19 protein-coding genes are annotated in these 18,702 nt (G+C 68.5%); 12 read left to right on the top strand and 7 right to left on the bottom strand.

Going from position 1 to position 18,702, the window contains the following annotated elements; genetic code table 11:
• Positions 1–263: 263 nt before the first annotated feature.
• Entirely contained in the window at positions 264–1,742 is a 1,479-nt protein-coding gene (locus H7X47_RS09835) for a DEAD/DEAH box helicase (protein WP_193368480.1), read from the bottom strand.
• A gap of 456 nt (positions 1,743–2,198) precedes the next feature.
• Between H7X47_RS09835 and H7X47_RS09830 the strand changes: the two genes are divergently transcribed.
• Positions 2,199–2,936, top strand: a complete 738-nt coding sequence (locus H7X47_RS09830) for a hypothetical protein (RefSeq protein ID WP_193368479.1) — start codon at positions 2,199–2,201, stop codon at positions 2,934–2,936.
• A 74-nt stretch (positions 2,937–3,010) separates the two neighbouring features.
• On the top strand, positions 3,011–3,259 hold the full coding sequence (locus tag H7X47_RS09825; RefSeq protein ID WP_193368478.1) for a hypothetical protein: 249 nt from the start codon (positions 3,011–3,013) through the stop codon (positions 3,257–3,259).
• A 10-nt stretch (positions 3,260–3,269) separates the two neighbouring features.
• Here H7X47_RS09825 and H7X47_RS09820 read toward each other — a convergent pair whose 3' ends face one another.
• Entirely contained in the window at positions 3,270–4,133 is an 864-nt protein-coding gene (locus H7X47_RS09820) for a DUF2189 domain-containing protein (protein WP_193368477.1), read from the bottom strand.
• 269 nt (positions 4,134–4,402) lie between these two features.
• Here H7X47_RS09820 and bluB point away from each other — a divergent pair, with 269 nt between their 5' ends.
• The gene (gene bluB / locus H7X47_RS09815; protein ID WP_193368476.1) at positions 4,403–5,080 is read left to right on the top strand and encodes a 5,6-dimethylbenzimidazole synthase; all 678 of its coding nucleotides are present in this window, start codon (positions 4,403–4,405) and stop codon (positions 5,078–5,080) included.
• A 3-nt stretch (positions 5,081–5,083) separates the two neighbouring features.
• On the opposite strand, the gene H7X47_RS09810 is transcribed toward bluB, so the two are convergent.
• Complete coding sequence (locus H7X47_RS09810) at positions 5,084–5,947, bottom strand: amino acid ABC transporter substrate-binding protein (protein ID WP_193368475.1); 864 nt, start codon at positions 5,945–5,947, stop codon at positions 5,084–5,086.
• Between the two features lie 232 nt (positions 5,948–6,179).
• Between H7X47_RS09810 and H7X47_RS09805 the strand changes: the two genes are divergently transcribed.
• The 6 genes from H7X47_RS09805 (at position 6,180) to H7X47_RS09780 (ending at position 10,912) form a co-directional block, all read left to right on the top strand.
• Positions 6,180–6,623 (top strand): DUF4168 domain-containing protein, encoded by a 444-nt coding sequence (locus tag H7X47_RS09805; protein WP_193368474.1) that lies wholly within the window; start codon positions 6,180–6,182, stop codon positions 6,621–6,623.
• 141 nt (positions 6,624–6,764) lie between these two features.
• On the top strand, positions 6,765–7,352 hold the full coding sequence (locus H7X47_RS09800; RefSeq protein WP_193368473.1) for a permease: 588 nt from the start codon (positions 6,765–6,767) through the stop codon (positions 7,350–7,352).
• Positions 7,349–7,861 carry a hypothetical protein gene (locus H7X47_RS09795; RefSeq protein WP_193368472.1) on the top strand — a complete coding sequence of 171 codons (513 nt, stop codon included), beginning with the start codon at positions 7,349–7,351 and terminating at the stop codon, positions 7,859–7,861. The genes H7X47_RS09800 and H7X47_RS09795 overlap by 4 nt, the downstream gene beginning before the upstream one ends.
• A gap of 173 nt (positions 7,862–8,034) precedes the next feature.
• Complete coding sequence (locus tag H7X47_RS09790; RefSeq protein WP_193368471.1) at positions 8,035–8,748, top strand: HoxN/HupN/NixA family nickel/cobalt transporter; 714 nt, start codon at positions 8,035–8,037, stop codon at positions 8,746–8,748.
• A 100-nt stretch (positions 8,749–8,848) separates the two neighbouring features.
• The gene (locus H7X47_RS09785) at positions 8,849–9,823 is read left to right on the top strand and encodes a 2-hydroxyacid dehydrogenase (RefSeq protein WP_193368470.1); all 975 of its coding nucleotides are present in this window, start codon (positions 8,849–8,851) and stop codon (positions 9,821–9,823) included.
• A gap of 132 nt (positions 9,824–9,955) precedes the next feature.
• Positions 9,956–10,912, top strand: coding sequence for a glucosaminidase domain-containing protein (locus H7X47_RS09780; RefSeq protein WP_193368469.1), 957 nt, complete (start codon positions 9,956–9,958; stop codon positions 10,910–10,912).
• Between the two features lie 15 nt (positions 10,913–10,927).
• On the opposite strand, the gene H7X47_RS09775 is transcribed toward H7X47_RS09780, so the two are convergent.
• Complete coding sequence (locus tag H7X47_RS09775) at positions 10,928–11,173, bottom strand: ParB N-terminal domain-containing protein (RefSeq protein WP_193368468.1); 246 nt, start codon at positions 11,171–11,173, stop codon at positions 10,928–10,930.
• A 257-nt stretch (positions 11,174–11,430) separates the two neighbouring features.
• On the opposite strand from H7X47_RS09775, the gene H7X47_RS09770 reads away from it, so the two are divergent.
• Positions 11,431–12,015: a LysE family translocator gene (locus H7X47_RS09770; protein ID WP_193368467.1), complete on the top strand. Its 585-nt coding sequence runs from the start codon at positions 11,431–11,433 to the stop codon at positions 12,013–12,015.
• Between the two features lie 20 nt (positions 12,016–12,035).
• On the opposite strand, the gene glpK is transcribed toward H7X47_RS09770, so the two are convergent.
• The 3 genes from glpK to H7X47_RS09755 form a co-directional block, all read right to left on the bottom strand.
• The gene (gene glpK / locus H7X47_RS09765; RefSeq protein ID WP_193368466.1) at positions 12,036–13,529 is read right to left on the bottom strand and encodes a glycerol kinase GlpK; all 1,494 of its coding nucleotides are present in this window, start codon (positions 13,527–13,529) and stop codon (positions 12,036–12,038) included.
• Positions 13,530–14,038: 509 nt separating this feature from the next.
• Positions 14,039–14,341, bottom strand: a complete 303-nt coding sequence (locus H7X47_RS09760; protein WP_227010341.1) for an HNH endonuclease family protein — start codon at positions 14,339–14,341, stop codon at positions 14,039–14,041.
• 2 nt (positions 14,342–14,343) lie between these two features.
• Positions 14,344–16,092: an acyl-CoA dehydrogenase gene (locus tag H7X47_RS09755; protein WP_193368465.1), complete on the bottom strand. Its 1,749-nt coding sequence runs from the start codon at positions 16,090–16,092 to the stop codon at positions 14,344–14,346.
• 216 nt (positions 16,093–16,308) lie between these two features.
• Between H7X47_RS09755 and H7X47_RS09750 the strand changes: the two genes are divergently transcribed.
• Positions 16,309–17,511: a diaminopropionate ammonia-lyase gene (locus H7X47_RS09750; protein ID WP_193368464.1), complete on the top strand. Its 1,203-nt coding sequence runs from the start codon at positions 16,309–16,311 to the stop codon at positions 17,509–17,511.
• 14 nt (positions 17,512–17,525) lie between these two features.
• On the top strand, positions 17,526–18,701 hold the full coding sequence (locus tag H7X47_RS09745; protein ID WP_193368463.1) for a M24 family metallopeptidase: 1,176 nt from the start codon (positions 17,526–17,528) through the stop codon (positions 18,699–18,701).
• Position 18,702: the final 1 nt, after the last annotated feature.

Below are 18,702 nucleotides of genomic sequence, written 5' to 3'. Positions count from 1 at the left end.
TTGGTTTTCCCCGAAAACTGTCGTCCCTGTCACGCCCGGGCTTGTCCGGCGGGTTGGCCCCGCTGCCCGGGTCGTAGGATCGATTTTATCGGGGAATCCGGCCTGCGCAAACGCTCTGGGCCGTCGGCGTGCGGCGTTGTCGGCAAAGCCGCGCGGGCCCTGGCGGAGCATGGTTAAGCGCGCCGGAGAAAATCGGGGGCGAAAACGACGAAGGCCCCTGAAAGAAGGGGCCTTCGGAATTTCCTGGTCTTGGGGAGGCGGGATCAGGCGGCGTGGGAACGCCCCTGGCCGCCGCTGTTGCCGCCGCCGGGCTTGCCCCGGCGCTGGCCCTTGAAGGGCCGCTGGCCCCCCTTGGAGTTGCCGTTGGCTTCGCCGTTCTTCTTGGCGGCACCGCCGGAAGCGAGGCCCTTGTAGCTGCGCTTCTTGGCAATCTTCTTCTCGCCCTGCGCCTGCCCTTCGGACTTCGCGCCGGCCGGCTTACGGCCAGGGCGGCTTCCGCGGCTCTGCTTGCGGGGGCCCTGGTTGCGGGAGCCTTGCTTCCTGCCGGGACGCTCGCGGGCGTAGTCGTCGTTGGCCGGCGCCTCGCCCACGACTTCCATGCGCTGCTTGATCAGGCGCTCGATGTCGCGCAGATAGGCGCGCTCGCTGGAGTCGCAGAAGGAGATCGCCGCGCCCTCGGCCCCGGCGCGCGCGGTGCGGCCGATGCGGTGGACGTAGCTCTCCGGCTCGTTGGGCAGTTCGTAGTTGATGACGTGGGTGACGCCCGAGACGTCGATGCCGCGTGCGGCGATGTCGGTGGCGACCAGCACCCTTGCCTTGCCCTTGCGGAAGGCGTCCAGGGCTTTCTGACGGGCGTTCTGCGACTTGTTGCCGTGGATGGCGTCGGCGGAGATGCCGGCCTTATCCAACTGCTCGGCCACGCGGTTGGCGCGGTGCTTGGTGCGGGTGAAGACGATGACGCGGGCCAGCGCCGGATCCTGCAGCAGGCTCTCCAGCAGCGGGCGCTTGTCCGGCGTCATGACATGGTGCACCGACTGGGCGATGCGCTCGACGGCGACCTTCTGCGGCGTCACCTCGACGCGCTCGGGATTGTGCAGCAGTTCGGCGGCCAGCTTGGCCACCTCGCCGGGCATGGTGGCGGAGAACAGCAGCGACTGGCGCTGCTTCGGCAGGGCGGCGACGATCTTGCGCACGTCGCGGATGAAGCCCATGTCCAGCATGCGGTCGGCCTCGTCGAGCACCAGATGGCTCACCTTGTCGAGGCGCAGATGGCGCTGGTTCAGCAGGTCCATGAGGCGGCCCGGCGTGGCGATCAGGATGTCGACGCCGCGCGACAGGGAGCGCACCTGCGGGCCCTGGGAGACGCCGCCCAGGATGACGGCGTGGCGCAGGCGCAGGTCGCGGCCATAGGTCTTGAACGAGTCGCCGATCTGCACGGCCAGCTCGCGGGTCGGCGCCAGGATCAGGGCGCGCACCGATTTCGGTGCCACATGCGCCTTCTCGGCGGCCAGGTGATGCAGGATCGGCAATGCGAAGGCGGCGGTCTTGCCGGTGCCGGTCTGTGCCAGGCCCAGCATGTCGTGGCCCTTCAGCAGCATCGGGATGGACTGCGCCTGGATCGGCGTCGGGGTGGTGTAGCCCGCGGCGGTCAGGGCGCGCAGCAGGGGCCCGGCCAGGCCGAGGTCGGCAAAGGCCGGGGTGTTATTGGAAGTATCGGTATTGGTATCGGTAACGGTATTCACGAATAGAGTCCTTCTGCGCCGGGCGCGCTGCGGTTCAGGCAGGCAAAAACGCCGGGGAGCGCGTTGCCGTCATCCACGCGCACCTGGAGCAAACGGAAATTTTCTTGGGAGATGGTTCCCGCGATGAGAGGCCCAAACGCCAGAAGGCAGCCTTTCGCGCGATCGCGGGAGATCGTTGGGAGCTAAATGCGCTTTTCTAGGACCGAAGTCAAGGGAAGTTATGTTGCATTGCACATAAATTGGCGCAAAGCGGCAGGAAACCGCCAATAATTCCTGCCGCCGCTATCCCACCGACAGGCACCCACGAGGCCAGGACGCCGGGGAGGAGAGGCTCGGCCTGCAACCTTCGGTGCGTTTTGCCGCCCTGGCGGATGTGTCTATTCTCATGACCTTAGGCCTTGTCGGTGGGAGGTGCCCCAAAAGGGCGGCCGGGGGAAGCATCGAGAGGGGCGGGAAATGGAAGCACTTGTGAAGGACGCCAGAGCGTTCCTCATGGCGAGGTCGCGCCAGTTCCTGGAGGACTTCATCGACTTCGCCAGCGGCCCCAAGACCTTCCTGGGCAGCGCCTCGGTCTACAATTCCGAAAACCTCGCGCGCGCCTTTTCCTTCTTTGTGATCGTGGCCATGGTGGTCAACGCGGTCGGCATCCTCATTCTGCCGGCGGACCAGGAACTGGGGCGCCTCATCGCCTTCATCGCCGCCTACGCGGTGCTGTTCTTCGGCCTGACGCTCGCGGCCCTGCAGCTGAGCTGGCTGGTCGTCGGCGCCCGTCCGCCGCTGCGCCGGGTCCTGCTCGCTTTTCTCTACTTCATCAGCATCGGCGCCGTGCTGCAGGTCTTTCTGGCCTTCGCCGTTCTCATGATCCTGCATCCCCTTCCCGAAACAATGGCCTTGCTGGAGGAACTGGAGGCGATCCCTCCGGAAGATCTGGCCGCGCAGGATGCGTTCTTTCTGGATAACCCGGGTTTTCTGGCGCAGAGCCTGTCGATCCTCGCCGCCTTCGTGATCTATGTCCTGTTGGACCTCGCCTGGATGATCGTGGTCTGGGGCGCTTTCCGGGCCCTGGCGGAGGTCGGGCGCGGGCGCTCTTTCGCCGCCTTCTGTGTGTTCTTCATCCTCTCCTGGATCATCTTCCCGCTGTCGATCGAGTTCCTCACCGTCTTTTCGCCTGACTTGGCGGAAGCCCCGATTTAGGGAGGCTTGGCGACATGGTTCTCCGCCGCCCGCGGTGCTAGACTCCTTCGCCGCTTCGTTCCGGGAGTTCCGATATGGCTGAAGAACACGAACCCCTGATCCTCGACCTCGTGGAATGGATCGCCGCACAGCCGCGGCCCTATTCGGAAGTGATGGAGGCCTGGCGCACCTCCTGCCCGCGCCTGCCGGTGTGGGAAGACGCGGTCGACAGGGGCCTTGTCGAACGCAAGCAGGATGGCTCAAAGGATCCGCAGGTCTGCGTCACCGCCGCGGGCCTCGAGTTGCTGCGACGGAACGGCCGCGGCTCAAAGCTCGCCGTCTAGGCGCTCTCCCTCAATCCGCCACGACCTTGCGGTAGATGTGCCAGGTCGCGTGGCCCAGCACCGGCAGCACGATGACCAGCCCCAGGAAGGCGGGGATCGAGCCGATGAACAGGCCGACCGCCACGATCACGCCCCAGGCGGCCATCGGGCCGGGGTTGGCGGCGACGGCGCGCAGCGAGGTGCCGACGGCGATGGCGACACCCACCGGGCGGTCGATCAGCAGCGGGAAGGACACCACGCTGATGGTCAGCACCACGACGGCGAAGATGCCGCCGACGCCCATGCCGAGGACGATCATGGTCCAGCCGGCCTCGGTGGTCAGCACGTCGGAGGCGAAGGCGGTCAGCGAGACCGGCGGCTCCGGTCCCAGGGTCACCATATAGATCACCTGCGCGGCGCTCAGCCACAGCAGGAACAGCAGCACCAGGATCACGGACAGCACCAGGACCGGCCCGAAGGAGGGCGCGCGTATCATGGCGAAGGCGCTGACCCAGCTTGCCTCAAGGCCGCGCTCGCGCCGCCGGCTCATCTCGTAAAGTCCGATGGCGGCGATAGGACCGACCAGCGCGAAGCCGGCGGCCAGCGGGAACAACAGCGGCAGCATGCCCTGGTGGAAGACGGTCTGGATCAGCACCACGCTGATCACCGGGTAGATGATGCAGAGGAAGATGACGTCGGTGCGGTAAGCCGCGAAGTCGTCGACGCCTTTCTTGAGGGCGTCGCGCAGATCGGCAAGCGCGATGCGCCGCACGGCGGGGTGCACGGGGGCCAGGCTGTTGACTCCGTGGATGGAGCCGCCGGCCGTCTCCATGGCGGTGCCGGCTTCCCGCAGCTTGTCCATGCCCCACTCAATGGGGTTGCGAATGGTATCCATAGCTTTCCCTCACGTGTCACCGGTCGGAACCTCTTCGGGCTTTCGCCCTGGGCTCCTGGGGGTGGCCCGGCCGCTCCTTGGCGCGACGCCATCACCGGTCGCCGGCCGCAAGGGAGCCGAGACCTTATCGATTCGTTTAGAGGATAAGCCCCTCAAGCGCCTGTGTCTCTTCACAATTGGTTGTTTTTCCAGACCCTCTGTTCACCCGGGCCCTGCAGGGGCAAACCCGTGCTTGCAGCCGGCGGTGCCGCGGCACGATAGTGCCGCCCATGACTGCCGAATCGCCGAGAGGGGAAAATCCGCCGCAGGAGGGCGCACCGGTCTTCGGGCCGGCCTTCCAGGCCGAGTTGGAGGCGCTGCTGGTGTGGCGGCGCGACGTGCGCCGCTTTCACCGCGACGCGCTGCCGCCGGGCATGCTGGAACGCCTGCTGGGCCTTGCCGAGCTGGCCCCCAGCGTCGGCCTCAGCCAGCCCTGGCGCTTCGTGCGTGTGGCCAGCCCCGAGCGGCGCGCGCTGGTGCGGGCCAACTTCGAGGCCGCCAACGCCGAGGCGCTGGCCGACTATTCCGGATCCCGCGCGGCGCTCTATGCGCGCCTCAAGCTCTCCGGCCTGGATGACGCGCCGGAACAGCTCGCCGTCTTCTGCGAGAGCGCGCCCGAGCAGGGCCACGGCCTGGGCCGCCGCACCATGCCGGAGACCCTGCAGTACTCGACCGTCTGCGCGGTGCATACCCTGTGGCTGGCGGCCCGCGCCGCCGGTATCGGCCTCGGCTGGGTGTCGATCCTCGACGCCGAGGCTCTGTGCCGCGACCTGGAGGTGCTGGAAAGCTGGCGCCTCGTCGCCTACCTCTGTCTCGGCTATCCCGAGGAAGAGCACGACGACCCGGAACTGGTCCGCCGCGGCTGGGAGGAACGCCGCGCGGCGGGCGACCTCTTCATCACGCGCTAAGAGTTATTCCGGCAGCGCCTGCACGATGAAGACCGCGCGCAGCAGATCGCTCATCGGCACGTTGCCGAAGGTTCCCTGATAGATCTTGCCCACAGCCTGGGAGCGGTAAAGCCGCACCAGGGTCGTGTCGACCAGCAGGCGGAAGTCGCTGTCGCCGCGCTGCAGGGCCAGGGCATAGGGTTCGTAGGAGAAGAAGCGCTGCGACAGCGCCAGGTCCTGCGGTTTCTCGGCGCCGGCGGCGAGCATGATGAGGATGGCGCGGTCGGCGAAGTAGGCGGAGATCTCTTTGGCCTCCAGGGCGCTGCGGCCTGCCTCGTGGCTGTCGAGCGCCACCACCTGGGCGGCGATGCCGGCATCGCTCAGCGCCCGTTTCAGGCCCGCCTCCGTGGTGGTGCCGCCGCGCACCCCGACCTTCTGGCCGGCCAAAGCGACGAAGTCGGCGGGGCCGTCCTTGCGGTAGAGCACGCTGGAGCCGGTGACGAAGGTCAGCAGGCTGAAGTCGACCCGCTGGCGTCGCTCCAGGGTCACCGTGTCGGCGCCGCACAGCAGATCGACGCGGCCCGCCTCCAGGTCGATGAAGCGGCTTTCCGCCGTGACCGGCACCAGCTCCACCTTGATGTCGTCGCGCTTCAGGTGGTTGCGCACGGCGCCGGCCACAGCCTCGCAGAGGGCGACGGAATAACCGGCCACCTTGTTGTCCTTCGTCAGGTAGGAGAAGGGCGCGGCATCTTCGCGAAAGCCGAGTTTGATGACGCCGTTCTCGGCGACCCGCTCCAGGGTCGCCGCCTTGGCATCCGAGGGCGCGAGCGGCCAGATCAGGACGAAGGCGAGGGCGCAAAGCGCGGCGGCTGGCAGGCGGAAACCCATCTAAGCTCTCCCATCGGCTGCTACTGTCGGGTGAATTATTGTTTTGATTAGATCGGACCACAGAGCGGGAGGGCTGGCAACCGCTCCTCTGTGACAATCACAGGATGTGTCATTTGCGGCGCGTCGGATCGGGGCCGCGGAATAGCCGGGGACAAGGCCGGTCGATGGGGTATCTGCGCGGCAGCCGCCGGCTTCCGCCGTCCCGCCCTCCCAGGCAAAGAAAGGGTCCAGCATGCCGAGGTTCCTCCCCCTTGCCCGCCGCTATTCCTCACGTCTCTCCTTGGCCCGGGGCCTTGCGGTTGTGGCCCTGCCGTTCGCCCTGGCGGCCGGGCTGCTGCCGGGCCAGGCCGCGCGGGCCCAGCCGCTTGGGCCTGCGCAGATCGCCCAAGCCGAAAAGGCGGCCGAGGTCGGCGGCTTCAGCGCGGAGACGCTGCAGGCCTATGCAACTGCGGTTCTGAAGGTCCAGGCGGTGGACAATGCCTGGCAGCCGAGGCTCACCCAGGCCGAGACGGCCGAGGAGATCGAGAGCCTGACCCGCCAGGCGACCGACGAGATGATCGGCGAGATCGAGGCCCAGGGCCTCACCCTGCGTCAGTACAACGCCATTACCAAGGCCGCCGAACAGGACGATCGGCTCTACGACCACATCATGACATTGCTCGCCGAGGCGCGCTGACCTTCGCCCGCCGCGCCGGCCTGCAACGGAGTCATGACAGTGTAGCGGCGGCGTCACTGGTGCCAGCGGAGAGCCTGGTGGTAGGCTCGGGGCCTTCCTTCTTCGCCTTCTCCGGCGTGGAAAGCCTGCTGGAGCGAAAGCGTGCCGGATCTGCTCACCACGGCGCGTCGCCCGAAGGGTGACGTCGGCCTGCTGATTGTCGCCCTGGTCGCGGTGGTGGCCGGGACGGCCTGCTATGTCGTCAAGGGGCCGGAGATCTTCTTTTCGGTTCTCGGCGGCGACCTGACGCTGCTGCTGTCCATCGCGCCGAAAGTCATCGGCGGCGTGCTGCTGGCCGGGCTGCTGACGGTGCTGCTGCCGCAGGACAAGGTGGCGCGCTGGATGGGCGCGCGCTCCGGCCTGCGCGGCCTGGTGCTCGCGGGCCTCGCCGGGGCGCTGCTGCCCGGCGGGCCGATGATGGCCTTCCCCCTGACCGTGGCGCTGCGCGGCGCCGGGGCGGACATCGGCACCACCACGGCCTTCCTCACCGGCTGGGCGCTGCTCAACCTCAACCGCACCCTGGTGTGGGAGATGTCGTTCTTCGGCCACGACTTCGTTTTCCTGCGCTACGGGCTCAGCCTCGCGGTGCCGCTGCTGCTGGGCTTGGCTGCCCGGCTGATCTTTGCGGCTGCGGCCGCTGCCGGGAAAGAGGCCAAGAATGCCCAAAGCGAACGGGGAGGCGGCGAGTGAACATCGTCATCGCCAGCCTGCTGCTCTACGGTGCGGTCCTGGTCCTGGGGCGCAGTGCCTGGCAGCGCCACGACGGCAGCTTCCACCGCTCGCTGCAATTGGCCTTGGTGCAGGCCCGCCTGGTCGCCCCGCGCATCTTCTGCGCGGTGCTGGGCGCCGGCTTCATCGCCGCCCTGGTGCCGCCCGAGGCCGTGGCGGCGGTGGTCGGCGGCGACACCGGCGTTCTGGGCCTGCTGATCGCCAGCGCCCTGGGCGCGGCGACGCCCGGCGGGCCCATGCTGGCCTTCGCGGTGGGCGGCGCGGCCCTGGAGGTCGGCGGCGGCACCCCGCAGATCGTGGCCTTCGTCACCGCCTGGAGCCTCTACAACCTGAACCGGACCCTGGTCTGGGAGCTCTCCATCACCGGCCGCGCGGCGACCCTGCGGCGCCTGGCCTGCGCCCTGCCGCTGCCGGTTCTGCTGGGTTTCGCCGCCGGGGAAATCGCCGGCCTGGCGGCCGTGCTGCAGTAGGTGTCGCCTTCTGGCTTGGCAGTTCGCCCGGCTTGGCCAATACTATGGCCAACCGCGCGCCAGAACCTGCGGACATCACGGGCGTTATCCCCTTGGCAGAGATCGACGATTGCGGCCCCTCCACGTGACCCGGGCCGCCCGGACAGCTGTGTTTTGGTGAAGGACCGACAACGATGATTTCTGCGCTTTTCCTCGGCTTCCTCATCGGCCTGCAACATGCTTTCGAGGCCGACCACGTGGCCGCCGTGGCCAGCATCGCCGCCGACACCCGCAAACTGCGCACGGCGGTGCGTCACGGCGCCGTCTGGGGGCTGGGCCACACGGTGACCCTGCTGCTGCTGGGCGGCCTGGTGGTCTACCTGGGCGAAGCCATCCCGGAGAGCTGGGCCCAGGGCCTGGAGTTCGTGGTCGGCGTCATGCTGCTGGTCCTCGGCGCCACCCTGCTGCACCGCCTGTGGCGGGAGCGCGTTCACTTCCACCTCCACCGCCACGCCGACGGCGTCATGCACCTGCACGCCCACAAGCACGTGCGCGAAGAAAAGCACGATCCGCAGCGCCATGAGCACGCCCACCCCAAGGGCCTGCCGCTGCGCAGCCTGGCGGTCGGCATGGTGCACGGCCTGGCCGGCTCCGCCGCCCTGGTGCTGCTGGCGCTCGGCTCGGTCGAATCGGTGCCCTTGGCGCTGGCCTATATCCTGCTGTTCGGCCTCGGCTCGATCCTCGGCATGGCCATCCTCTCGGCCGTCATGGCGGTGCCGCTCAGCTACACCGCGCGGCTCTTCACCTGGGCCAACCGCGGCCTGCAGGCGGCGGTCGGCGCCATCACCCTGATGGTCGGCGGCTCCATCGTCTACGGCATCGCCATCGGCCAGTGGGGTCTGCTCTAGCCGCTGCCCTCGGAAAACATTGGCCGGGCCGGTTTGTCATTTGCCGGGCGGCCTGCTTTCATGCGCCAAACAAACCGACACTCTGCTGGGGGAGGAAATCATGGGTGACAAGCCGGTCGTCTTCGCGACGCGCAAGCTGCCGGAGGCCGTGGAGGCGCGGCTGGTGCGGGACTACGAGGCCATCCTCAATCCCGACGACAGGCTCTATACGGCCGACGAGCTGGTCGAGATCTCGGCCGGGGCCGACGCCATCCTGCCCTGCCATTCCGAGAAGCTGACCGCCGAGGTGATCGGGCGGCTGTCGGACCGGGTGAAGGCCATCGCCAACTTCTCGGTCGGCTACGACCACGTCGACACCGAAGCGGCGAAGCGGCGCGGGATCATCGTCACCAACACCCCCGACGTGCTGAGCGACGCCACCGCGGAGATCGCGATCCTCTGCATGCTCGGTGCGGCGCGGCGGGCGACGGAGGGCGTCGCCCTGGTGCGCGAGGCCGGCTGGAAGGACTGGAGCCCCAAGTTCATGGTTGGCACCCAGGTCACCGGCAAGCGCTTCGGCGTCATCGGCATGGGCCGTGTCGGCCAGGTCACCGCCAAGCGCGCCCGCGGCTTCGACATGGCGGTGCACTACACCAAGCGCAGCCGACTGGATGCCGGGACGGAGGCCGCGCTGGGCGCCAGCTACCACGCCACCATCGAAGAGCTGCTGCCCCACTGCGACGTGCTGTCGCTGCACTGCCCGGCAACGCCGGAGACGACCGGCCTGCTGAATGCCGAGCGCATCGCTCTGCTGCCCAAGGGCGCCATCGTCGTCAACACCGCGCGGGGCGCCGTGATCGACGACGAGGCACTGATCGCGGCGCTGAAGTCCGGCCACGTCGCCGCGGCCGGCCTCGACGTCTTCAACGGCGAGCCGACGGACATCCACCCCGAGTACCGCAAGCTCGACAACGTCTTCGGCCTGCCGCATATCGGCAGCGCCACGCTGGAGACCCGCGACGGCATGGGCTTTCGCGCCCTCGACAACCTGGACGCCATCTTCGCCGGCAAGGAGCCGGTCGACCGCGTCGCGTGAACCCCGCCAAGACCCTCGCAATCCCTTGTCCGGCGCCGTCGGCGCCGATTCCCGTTCGCTAAAGGCCGGACTTCGCCTAGACTAACTTCAGGTGGTAGCCGTTCGGGGAACTCGCGACGAGGGAGAGCGGGCATGTCTGTTGAGCAAAGACCATCTGATAGCGCTAAAGGCCCTATCTTTGCCGCGCTTTTCACCCGGCACCGGGCCGGGTTGGCGCTGGGGGCGGTCTTTGCGCTGGCCCTCTGCCTCGCTGCGCCGGCCGCAGCGCAGGAGCGTGTCGAGGTCAGCAGCCCCGAGGAACTTCTCGCCTTCTTCGAAAAGCTGAACTACACGCCGCAGGCCTGGGAACAGGGCATCCGCGACGTTCCGCGGGTCTACCTCATGGCCGTCGGCAAGAACTGGCGGGTCAGCAGCCAGAACATCGAGGTGATCCACAAGAAGCGTATTTTCTTCCGGGCGCTAGGGCCTCTGGTGCTGCGGGCCAACGAAAAGATTCTCGAAGACCGCGAGCGCTTGCGGATGCTGATTGAGACAAACGAGATCGATAGCGATGCTGCCGCCTGGCTGCGGGAACTGGCGCAACGCTACAAAGTCGACGGCGACCTCGACGATGTGGCTCTGGCCAAGCTTCTAGAGCGGGTCGACGCCGTGCCGGTATCTCTGGTCCTGGCCCAGGGTGCGGAGGAAAGCGGCTGGGGCACGTCGCGCTTCGCGGCCGAGGGCAATGCGCTCTTCGGGCAATGGACCTGGGGTGGCAAGGGGATCAAGCCGAAGGAGCAGCGCGAGGGCCTGGGCGATTACCGCATTGCCGCTTTCGACACGCCTTTGGAGTCGGTGGAGGCCTATCTGCTGAACATCAACAGCAACGACGCCTATAAGGACTTGCGTGAGCGTCGCGCTGCCATGCGCGTCAAGCAGGAGGATCTGTCCGGTTGGGAGCTGGCGGAGAGCTTGACCTCCTACTCCGAGCGTGGCCACGAATATGTGGAGTCGCTGCACGCCATCATGCGCGTGAACAAGCTGCAGCCGGCTGACGAGGCGGTGCTGGTCGGCACGCAGGAGTGGCTGGTCTACCCGGTGATGAAGTGATCCTGCTGGCCGGGCCTAGTGCTGGCGGGCGCGGACGATGATGCTGTCGATGGTCTCTTCGCCCAGGGCGCGGCAGGCCTCCAGGCGGTGCAGGCCTTCCTGCAGGACATAGCGCCCGTTGCCCTTGCGTACGGAGATCGGCATTTTCAGCCCTTCCTCCATGATGCTCTCCGCGAGGGCGTCGACCTGCTCGGGCTTCAAGGTGCTCTTGCGCTTCGCAGGGACGTAGATCTCCGCAATAGGGATCTTGATACTCTCCATGGTCCGCTCAACCAACGGCGTCTCCCAAAATAGTCAGCCGGAACGGCTCTTCCCCAATCCTAGTGCCAGGGGGTTAGAGGAATCCAGCCTTTGCGGCCTTTCGCGCGGCTGCGGGACGGCAGATCTTTTGCGGCAATCACTTCACCGTCATGTCATAAAAGGGCGCTAAGCCGGGCGCGCCGCCGCCCGTTCCAGGTTTGCCTTCGGATGCCCTGCTCGTGCTCGCTGTTGATTGTTTGATTATCTTTCTGAAAGGCATGGCCATCGGCCTCGCCATGGCGATGCCAGTCGGTCCGGTCGGTATCCTCTGCATCCAGCGCACCTTGAACCACGGAGTCCGGGCCGGCCTGGTCTCCGGTCTCGGCGCGGCCCTGGGGGATGCCCTGCTGGGCGCCATGGCAGCCGCCGGCCTGGCCGGGGTCACCGAGTTCCTGCTCGGCATCGAGCGGGAGCTGCGTCTGGGCGGAGGCATCTTCCTGCTCGTGCTGGCGCTGTGGACCTGGTTCAAGCACGGCGACGCCCCGGCGCCGCCGCTGCGGCCCCACGGCGCCATCGTGACGACCTTCCTGCTGGTGATCACCAACCCCATCACCATCCTGGCTTTTCTGGGTTTCTTTGCCAGTTTCCGCATCGTCGGCGAGGCCGGGCGGACCTGGCAGATCGTCGCCCTGGTGGTCGGGGTCTTCTTCGGCTCCGGGCTGTGGTGGACGCTGCTCAGCGCCGGCACCAGGCGGCTCAGCCGCCGGCTCGACAGCGGCCTCGTGGTCTGGATCAACCACGTCTCCGCCGCGGCCATTGCCGGCTTCGGGATCTATGTCCTGGCCGAGGCGACCCTTCTCTAGCCGGCCCTAGCCGCCGGTCCCTAGCCGGAGGTCCGCACCCGCTTCACCGCGTCCTGCCAGCCGGCATAGCGGTCGTCGCGTTCGGCGACCGCCATCTGCGGCTCGAAATGTGCGTCGCGCTGCCACTGGGCGGCCACGGCGTCCAGGTCGGCGAAGATGCCCTGGTTGAGGCCGGCCAGGTAGGCGGCGCCCAGGGCCGTGGTCTCGGCCACCACCGGGCGCTCCACCGCCACGCCCAGGATGTCGGCCAGCATCTGCAGCATCCAGTCGTTGGCCACCATGCCGCCGTCGACGCGCAGGGCCTCCAAGCCGCTGGCGCCGTCGGCGCGCATGGCCTCAAGCAGGTCGCGGGTCTGGTAGCAGACGGCCTCCAGCGCGGCGCGGGCGATTTCCGCCGGGCCGGTGGCGCGGGTCAGGCCGAAGACGGCGCCGCGCGCCTCGGCGTCCCAGTAGGGCGCGCCCAGGCCGGTGAAGGCCGGCACCAGGTAGACGCGCTGGCCGGCGTCAGCCTGCTTGGCCAGGCCCTCGGTCTCCGGCGCCGCGGCAATGACGCCCAGGCCGTCGCGCAGCCACTGCACCGCGGCGCCGGCGACGAAGATGCTGCCCTCCAGGGCGTAGGTGGTCTTGCCGCCCAGGCGGTAGGCGATGGTGGAGAGCAGGCGGTGCTCGGAGTGCACCAGCTTGTCGCCGGTATTGAAGAGGGCGAAGCAGCCGGTGCCGTAAGTCGACTTCATCATGCCGGTCTCGAAGCAGGCCTGGCCGACGGTGGCGGCCTGCTGGTCGCCGGCGATGCCGCCGATGGGGATGGCGCGGCCCAGGATCTCGGGATCGGTGGCGCCGAAGTCGGCATCGCTGTCCTTCACTTCCGGCAGCAGGCTCTCGGGGATGCGCAGCAGCGCCAGCAGCTCCGGGTCCCAGACCTGCTTGCTGATGTCGAAGATCAGGGTGCGCGCCGCGTTTGTGGCGTCGGTGGCGTGCACCCTGCCGCCGGTCAGCCGCCACAGCAGGAAGCAGTCGATGGTGCCGAAGGCCAGCTCGCCGCGCTCGGCCCGCTCGCGCGCGCCCGGCACGTTGTCCAGCAGCCAGGCGATCTTGGTGCCGGAGAAGTAGGGGTCGAGCAGCAGGCCCGTGCGCTGGCGCACCACCTCCTCGGCGCCCTGGGCGCGCAGCTCCTGGCAGAACTCCGCCGTGCGGCGGTCCTGCCAGACGATGGCCTTGTGGATGGGCTCGCCGGTGGCCCGGTCCCAGATCACCGTGGTTTCGCGCTGGTTGGTGATGCCGATGGCGGCGACGTCCTCGGCGCTCTTGCCGGCGTCGGCCAGGGCGCCGCCCATGACCGCGACCGTATCGCGCCAGATGTCCTCGGCGTCGTGCTCGACCCAGCCGGACCGGGGGAAGTGCTGCGGCAGCTCCTTCTGGGCCTGGCCCAGGCGCCGCCCGTCGCTGGAGAACAGGATGGCGCGGCTGCTGGTGGTGCCTTGATCGATAGCGAGAATCGTGCGTTCGGCGCTCATGCCGTCTCCCCGGGTTCTTTTTATTCGTTCTAATTATTGTCCGCGGCCGGGCCGGCCGCTTCTTGCCTTCCGCAGCCTTTAAAACTGCCGGCGCAGGATGCTGGGGCTTGCGGCCAAGATCAACCCGAAGATGGCCCCGCTTCGGCTCCGGCGATTTCTTCCAACAATTGACTTGGGTCAAGGCAGGGGAGGGCGCCCCTGCCTAGGATCACCTTGTTCGCCGCAACTGACGGAGGTGGTCCCCACCACTTTGGCCTCCATGGCGGCGGACATGGCCTTGCCCAGTCAGGCCAAGGCGGGTTCGTCCGGTCTCACTCCCGGACGAGAAGCCGTCACTCTGCAAATCCGCCCGGCGCCGATCATTCCCGGCGTCGGGCGATTTTTTTGGCCGGATTCGGCGATCCCCCTCACCCAGCTGCGCGTAGGCTCACGCAAGCGTTCGCGAACGCTCCGCAACCCTCTCCACGGTGGGGAGAGGGAGGGACCCGCGAAGCGGGAGGGTGAGGGGGCTAGCGGCCGCGCCGCTTGCGCGGGCTCTTCGGCCAGTCGATGTAGTCCGCCGGCTTGCGCCGCACCCACTTCACGAAAGCTTCGATCTCCGGATGGGCGCGCACCGCTTCCGGATCGGCATAGCCGGTCGCCAGTTCCCGCTCGTCGAAGACGCGGTGGATCATACGGTGGCAGACCACGTGAATGTCGTCGGTCGCGCGCCCGCCCGCGCTCTTCGGTACCCAGTGATGCCGGTCGACGCTGGGCCCCTCGATCATCTCCCGCCCGCAGACCGGACAGGGGCCGAGGCTTTCGTCAGCCATGCTCAGAAGTCGTTGTCTTCGAAGGCCAGCGTCGACTCGGCGCCGCGGGTGACGGCCTCGGAAAGCCCCGCCACTTCGCCCAGCAGGTTGTCCGCGTAGAAGCGCGCGGTCTTCAGCTTGGCGGCGGCGAAGGCTTTGTCGTCACCCTTGGCCGCTTCCACGGCGCTGCGTGCCAGCAGCCAGGCGCCGAGCACCGAGGCTGTGAGGCTCTGGTACGGGGTGGCCGCGGCCGCGCCCCGCTTGATGTCCTGCGCGCCCTTGTCCAGCAGCCAGGCCGTCGTTTCGTCCAGCGTCGCGATGGCCGCGGCAAGCGGCGCGCGCAGGCCCTCGTCCTCGGGCAGGCCGGCGCGCAGTTCCAGGATCAGCTGGGTCATGGCCGCGCCCTTGTCGCGCAGCAGCTTGCGGCCCAGCAGGTCGAGCGCCTGGATGCCGTTGGTGCCTTCGTAGATCGGCAGGATGCGGGCGTCGCGGAAGTGCTGGGCGGCACCGGTCTCCTCGATGAAGCCCATGCCGCCGTGAACCTGCACGCCCAGGGAGGCGACCTCGCAGCCCATGTCGGTGCACCAGGCCTTGGTGAGCGGGATCAAGAGGTCGAGGCGCGCCTGTGCCGCCGCGCGTTCGGCGTCGTCGGGTTCGCGCTTGGCGCGGTCCAGGGCGGCGGCGGCGAGGTAGGCCAGGGCGCGCGCCGCCTCGGTCCGCGCCTTCATGGTCGCCAGCATGCGGCGCACGTCGGGATGGCGGATGATCTTCACGGACTCCTTGCCGCCGTCGATGGCCTTGCTCTGCACGCGCTCGAAGGCGTAGGCGCGGGCCTGCTGGTAGGCGCGCTCGGCGATCGCGACGCCCTGCAGGCCGACGGCCAGGCGGGCGTTGTTCATCATGGTGAACATGCAGGCCATGCCCTGGTTCTCCGCGCCCACCAGGTAGCCGACGGCGCCGCCGGAATCGCCGTAGGACATGACGGCGGTCGGCGAGGCGTTGATGCCCAATTTATGCTCGAGCGAGACGCAGCGCAGGTCGTTGTGCGGGCCCAGCGTGCCGTCCTCGTTCACGACGAACTTGGGCACCAGGAAGAGGCTGATGCCCCGGGTGCCCTCCGGTGCGTCGGGCAGGCGGGCCAGAACCATGTGCACGATGTTGTCGGCGCAGTCGTGCTCGCCCCAGGTGATGAAGATCTTCTGGCCGGTGATCAGGTAGTGGTCGCCGTTGGGCACCGCCTTGGTTTTCAGCGCGCCGACGTCGGAGCCGGCCTGCGGCTCGGTCAGGTTCATGGTCCCGGTCCACTCACCGGAGATCATCTTGGCCAGGTAGTCGGTCTTCTGCCGGTCGTTGCCGTGCGCCTGCAGCAGTTCCACCGCGCCGGCGGTCAGGAGCGGGCAGAGCCCGAAGGAGAGGTTGGCGGCCTGCCACATCTCCTGCACCGCGGTGGCGAGGCACCAGGGCAGGCCCTGGCCGCCGAAGTCCGTGTCGAAGGGCAGGGCGTTCCAGCCGCCCTCGACGAACTGGCGGTAGGCCTCCTGGAAGCCGTCGGGGGTGCGCACCACGCCGTTCTCGAAGACCGAGCCTTCGCGGTCGCCCGGGTGGTTCAGCGGCGCGATGACCTCGCCTGCCAGCTTACCGGCCTCCTCCAGGATGGCGCTGACCAGGTCCGGCGTCGCCTCCTCGTAGCCCGGCAGCCCGGCGATCGCCGGCAGGTCCGCGATGGCGTCCAGCACGAAGCGCATCTCGTGGATCGGCGCCGCATAGGTCATGTCTTCTTATCTCCCGGACTTTCCTTGCAAATACTCCCTACCGGGAAGATGGAGCAGGCGCCGCCGGAAGGCAATGCAGGTGTCGCCGCCCAGAGCCTTTGCCGGACAGCTTGCGACGGCCCATGGAGGTTTTCTCGGGCCCCTGAAGGCGATAGCATGCCGGCCTCTCCGCCCGGGAGTTCGCGCGGCGGAACGGAAGAACCAGAGGACCCGGCCATGCTGAAGGACTATTTCACCACCTCCCCGACAATCAGCGCGCAGGCGGCACGGAGTGCCGAGACCGGGCCCTATCCGCCGGAGCTGAATGCCGTGCTCTCGCCGGAGGTGACGGCCAGGGCCCAGCAGGCGATCCGCGGCTGGCCCGGCTACGCGGCGACGCCGCTGCGCTCGCTCGACCGCCTGGCCGCGGACCTCGGCCTGGGCGCCGTGCTCTACAAGGACGAGAGCTCGCGCTTCGGCCTCGGCAGCTTCAAGGCGCTGGGCGGCGCCTACGCGGTGCTGCACCTGCTGGCCGGTAAGCTGGCCGAGGAACTGGGCCGGGATGTCAGCCTGGAGGATATCCGCGAGGGCCGCTACGCCGAGCAGGCCAAGGCGGTGACGGTCTGCACGGCGACCGACGGCAACCACGGCCGCTCCGTCGCCTGGGGCGCGCGCCTGGCCGGCTGCCGCTGCCGCATCTACATCCACAAGGAGGTCAGCGAGGGCCGCAAGCAGGCCATGGAAGACCTGGGCGCCGAGGTTGTGCGCGTCGACGGCGACTACGACTACTCGGTGCATTTCTGCGCCGAGGAGGCCGCCGCCAATGGCTGGTTCGTCGTCTCCGACACCTCCTACGAGGGCTACAGCGACATGCCGCAACAGGTCATGGCGGGCTATTCCCTCATGGCCGCGGAGATCCTGGACGCCTGCGACACGCCGCCGACCCACGTCTTCGTGCAGGCCGGTGTCGGCGGGATGGCCGCGGCCGTCTGCGCCCAGATGTGGATGAAGCTGGGTGAGCGCCGCCCGCGCTTCGTCATCGTCGAGCCCGAGCACGCCGCCTGCCTTCTGGCCAGTGCCAAGGCCGGCGGCCCCCGCACCGTGGAGGTCACCGAGGAGACCATCATGGCCGGCCTTTCCTGCGGCGAGGTCTCGCTGCTGGCCTGGGAGGTGCTGGCGCGCGGCGTCTCGGACTACCTCTCCATCTCAGACGCCGCCGTGGCCCCGGCCATGCGCATGATGGCCGAGGGCGCGGCCGGCGGCGGGCAGATCGAAGCCGGCGAGTGCTCCGTCTCCGGCGTGGTGGCGCTGATCGCCGTCTGCGAAGATCCCGAACTGCGCGCCCGCATCGGGCTGGACGAAAACAGCTGCGTGCTGCTGCTGGGCAGCGAAGGCGCCACCGACCCCGAAATCTACCGCAGCCTCATCGAGGCCGCTTGACCGGGGCGGGCGCAATGGACGCCGCCGCCGGGGCGCCGCCGCGCGGCTTTCCGGAGGCGGAGTTCGCCCAACGCACCGAAAAGGCGCAGGCGGCCATGGCGGAGGCCGGGCTGGATGCCCTGCTGCTTACGACCGAGCCGGAGGTGCGCTACTTTTCCGGCTTTCTGACCCAGTTCTGGCAGAGCCCGACGCGGCCCTGGTTCCTGGTGGTCCCCGCCAAGGGCAAGCCGGTGGCGGTGATCCCCACCATCGGCGCCGACTGCATGGCGCGCAGCTGGATCGACGACATCCGCACCTGGTCCTCGCCGCAGCCCGACGACGACGGAGGTTCTCTTTTGGCGCAGGCGCTGACCGAGCTTGCCGGCAAGACCGGCCGCATCGGCCTCGCCAAGGGCAAGGAGACCCAGCTGCGCATGCCGCTCGCTGACTTCGAGCGCCTGACCTGGAGCCTGCCGGGCATGGTCTTCGAGGACGCGACGGCGATCCTGCGTAACCTGCGGATGGTGAAGTCGGAACGCGAGATCGCGAAGATCGCCTACGTATGCGATGTGGTCTCCGGCGCTTTCGAGGCGGCGCCGCAGCTTTTCGCCGCCGGGCAGAGCGACATCGAGGTCTTCCGCAGCTTCAAGATCGAATGCCTGAAGCGCGGCGTCGACGACGTCTCCTACCTAGTCGGCGGCGCCGGGCAGGGCGGCTACGGCGACATCATCTCGCCGCCCTCGGGCCGAACTTTGCGCGAGGGCGACGTGCTGATCCTCGACACCGGCTGCCTCTTCGACGGCTACTTCTGCGACTTCGACCGCAACTTCGCCATCGGCCGGGCCGACGAGTCCGCGCGCCGCGCCTACGACGTGGTCTGGCGCGCCACCGAGGCGGGGCTGCAGGCGGCGCGGCCCGGCGTCACCTGCGCCGAGCTTTTCGCCGCCATGCAGGGCGTGCTGGAAGGCGGCGGCGCAAAGGGCAACGACGTCGGGCGCCTGGGCCACGGCCTGGGCATGCAGCTCACCGAGTGGCCGTCGAACACGCCCTGGGACCGGACGGTCCTGGAGCCCGGCATGGTGCTGACGCTTGAGCCGGGCATGACATTCGCCGAAGGCAAGGTCATGGTGCATGAGGAGAACATCGTGGTGCGCGAGGAGGGGCCCGAGCTGCTGACCCGCCGTGCGCCGCCGGAGTTGCCGGTTATCTGAA

The sequence above is a fragment of the Pelagibius marinus genome, from assembly GCF_014925385.1.
Lineage (GTDB): Bacteria > Pseudomonadota > Alphaproteobacteria > Kiloniellales > Kiloniellaceae > Pelagibius > Pelagibius marinus.
The sequence above is the reverse complement of the archived record's forward strand: the minus strand, read 5'-3'. Positions and strand labels throughout refer to the sequence as shown.

Bases quoted from the DNA above. Each gene is read 5' to 3' on its own strand.
- H7X47_RS09830 (WP_193368479.1), top strand. From the start codon at position 2,199: ATGGAAGCACTTGTGAAGGACGCCAGAGCGTTCCTCATGGCGAGGTCG.
- H7X47_RS09825 (WP_193368478.1), top strand. From the start codon at position 3,011: ATGGCTGAAGAACACGAACCCCTGATCCTCGACCTCGTGGAATGGATC.
- H7X47_RS09820 (WP_193368477.1), bottom strand. From the start codon at position 4,133: ATGGATACCATTCGCAACCCCATTGAGTGGGGCATGGACAAGCTGCGG.
- bluB (WP_193368476.1), top strand. From the start codon at position 4,403: ATGACTGCCGAATCGCCGAGAGGGGAAAATCCGCCGCAGGAGGGCGCA.
- H7X47_RS09810 (WP_193368475.1), bottom strand. From the start codon at position 5,947: ATGGGTTTCCGCCTGCCAGCCGCCGCGCTTTGCGCCCTCGCCTTCGTC.
- H7X47_RS09805 (WP_193368474.1), top strand. From the start codon at position 6,180: ATGCCGAGGTTCCTCCCCCTTGCCCGCCGCTATTCCTCACGTCTCTCC.
- H7X47_RS09790 (WP_193368471.1), top strand. From the start codon at position 8,035: ATGATTTCTGCGCTTTTCCTCGGCTTCCTCATCGGCCTGCAACATGCT.
- H7X47_RS09785 (WP_193368470.1), top strand. From the start codon at position 8,849: ATGGGTGACAAGCCGGTCGTCTTCGCGACGCGCAAGCTGCCGGAGGCC.
- H7X47_RS09780 (WP_193368469.1), top strand. From the start codon at position 9,956: ATGTCTGTTGAGCAAAGACCATCTGATAGCGCTAAAGGCCCTATCTTT.
- H7X47_RS09775 (WP_193368468.1), bottom strand. From the start codon at position 11,173: ATGGAGAGTATCAAGATCCCTATTGCGGAGATCTACGTCCCTGCGAAG.
- H7X47_RS09770 (WP_193368467.1), top strand. From the start codon at position 11,431: ATGGCCATCGGCCTCGCCATGGCGATGCCAGTCGGTCCGGTCGGTATC.
- glpK (WP_193368466.1), bottom strand. From the start codon at position 13,529: ATGAGCGCCGAACGCACGATTCTCGCTATCGATCAAGGCACCACCAGC.
- H7X47_RS09760 (WP_227010341.1), bottom strand. From the start codon at position 14,341: ATGGCTGACGAAAGCCTCGGCCCCTGTCCGGTCTGCGGGCGGGAGATG.
- H7X47_RS09755 (WP_193368465.1), bottom strand. From the start codon at position 16,092: ATGACCTATGCGGCGCCGATCCACGAGATGCGCTTCGTGCTGGACGCC.
- H7X47_RS09750 (WP_193368464.1), top strand. From the start codon at position 16,309: ATGCTGAAGGACTATTTCACCACCTCCCCGACAATCAGCGCGCAGGCG.
- H7X47_RS09745 (WP_193368463.1), top strand. From the start codon at position 17,526: ATGGACGCCGCCGCCGGGGCGCCGCCGCGCGGCTTTCCGGAGGCGGAG.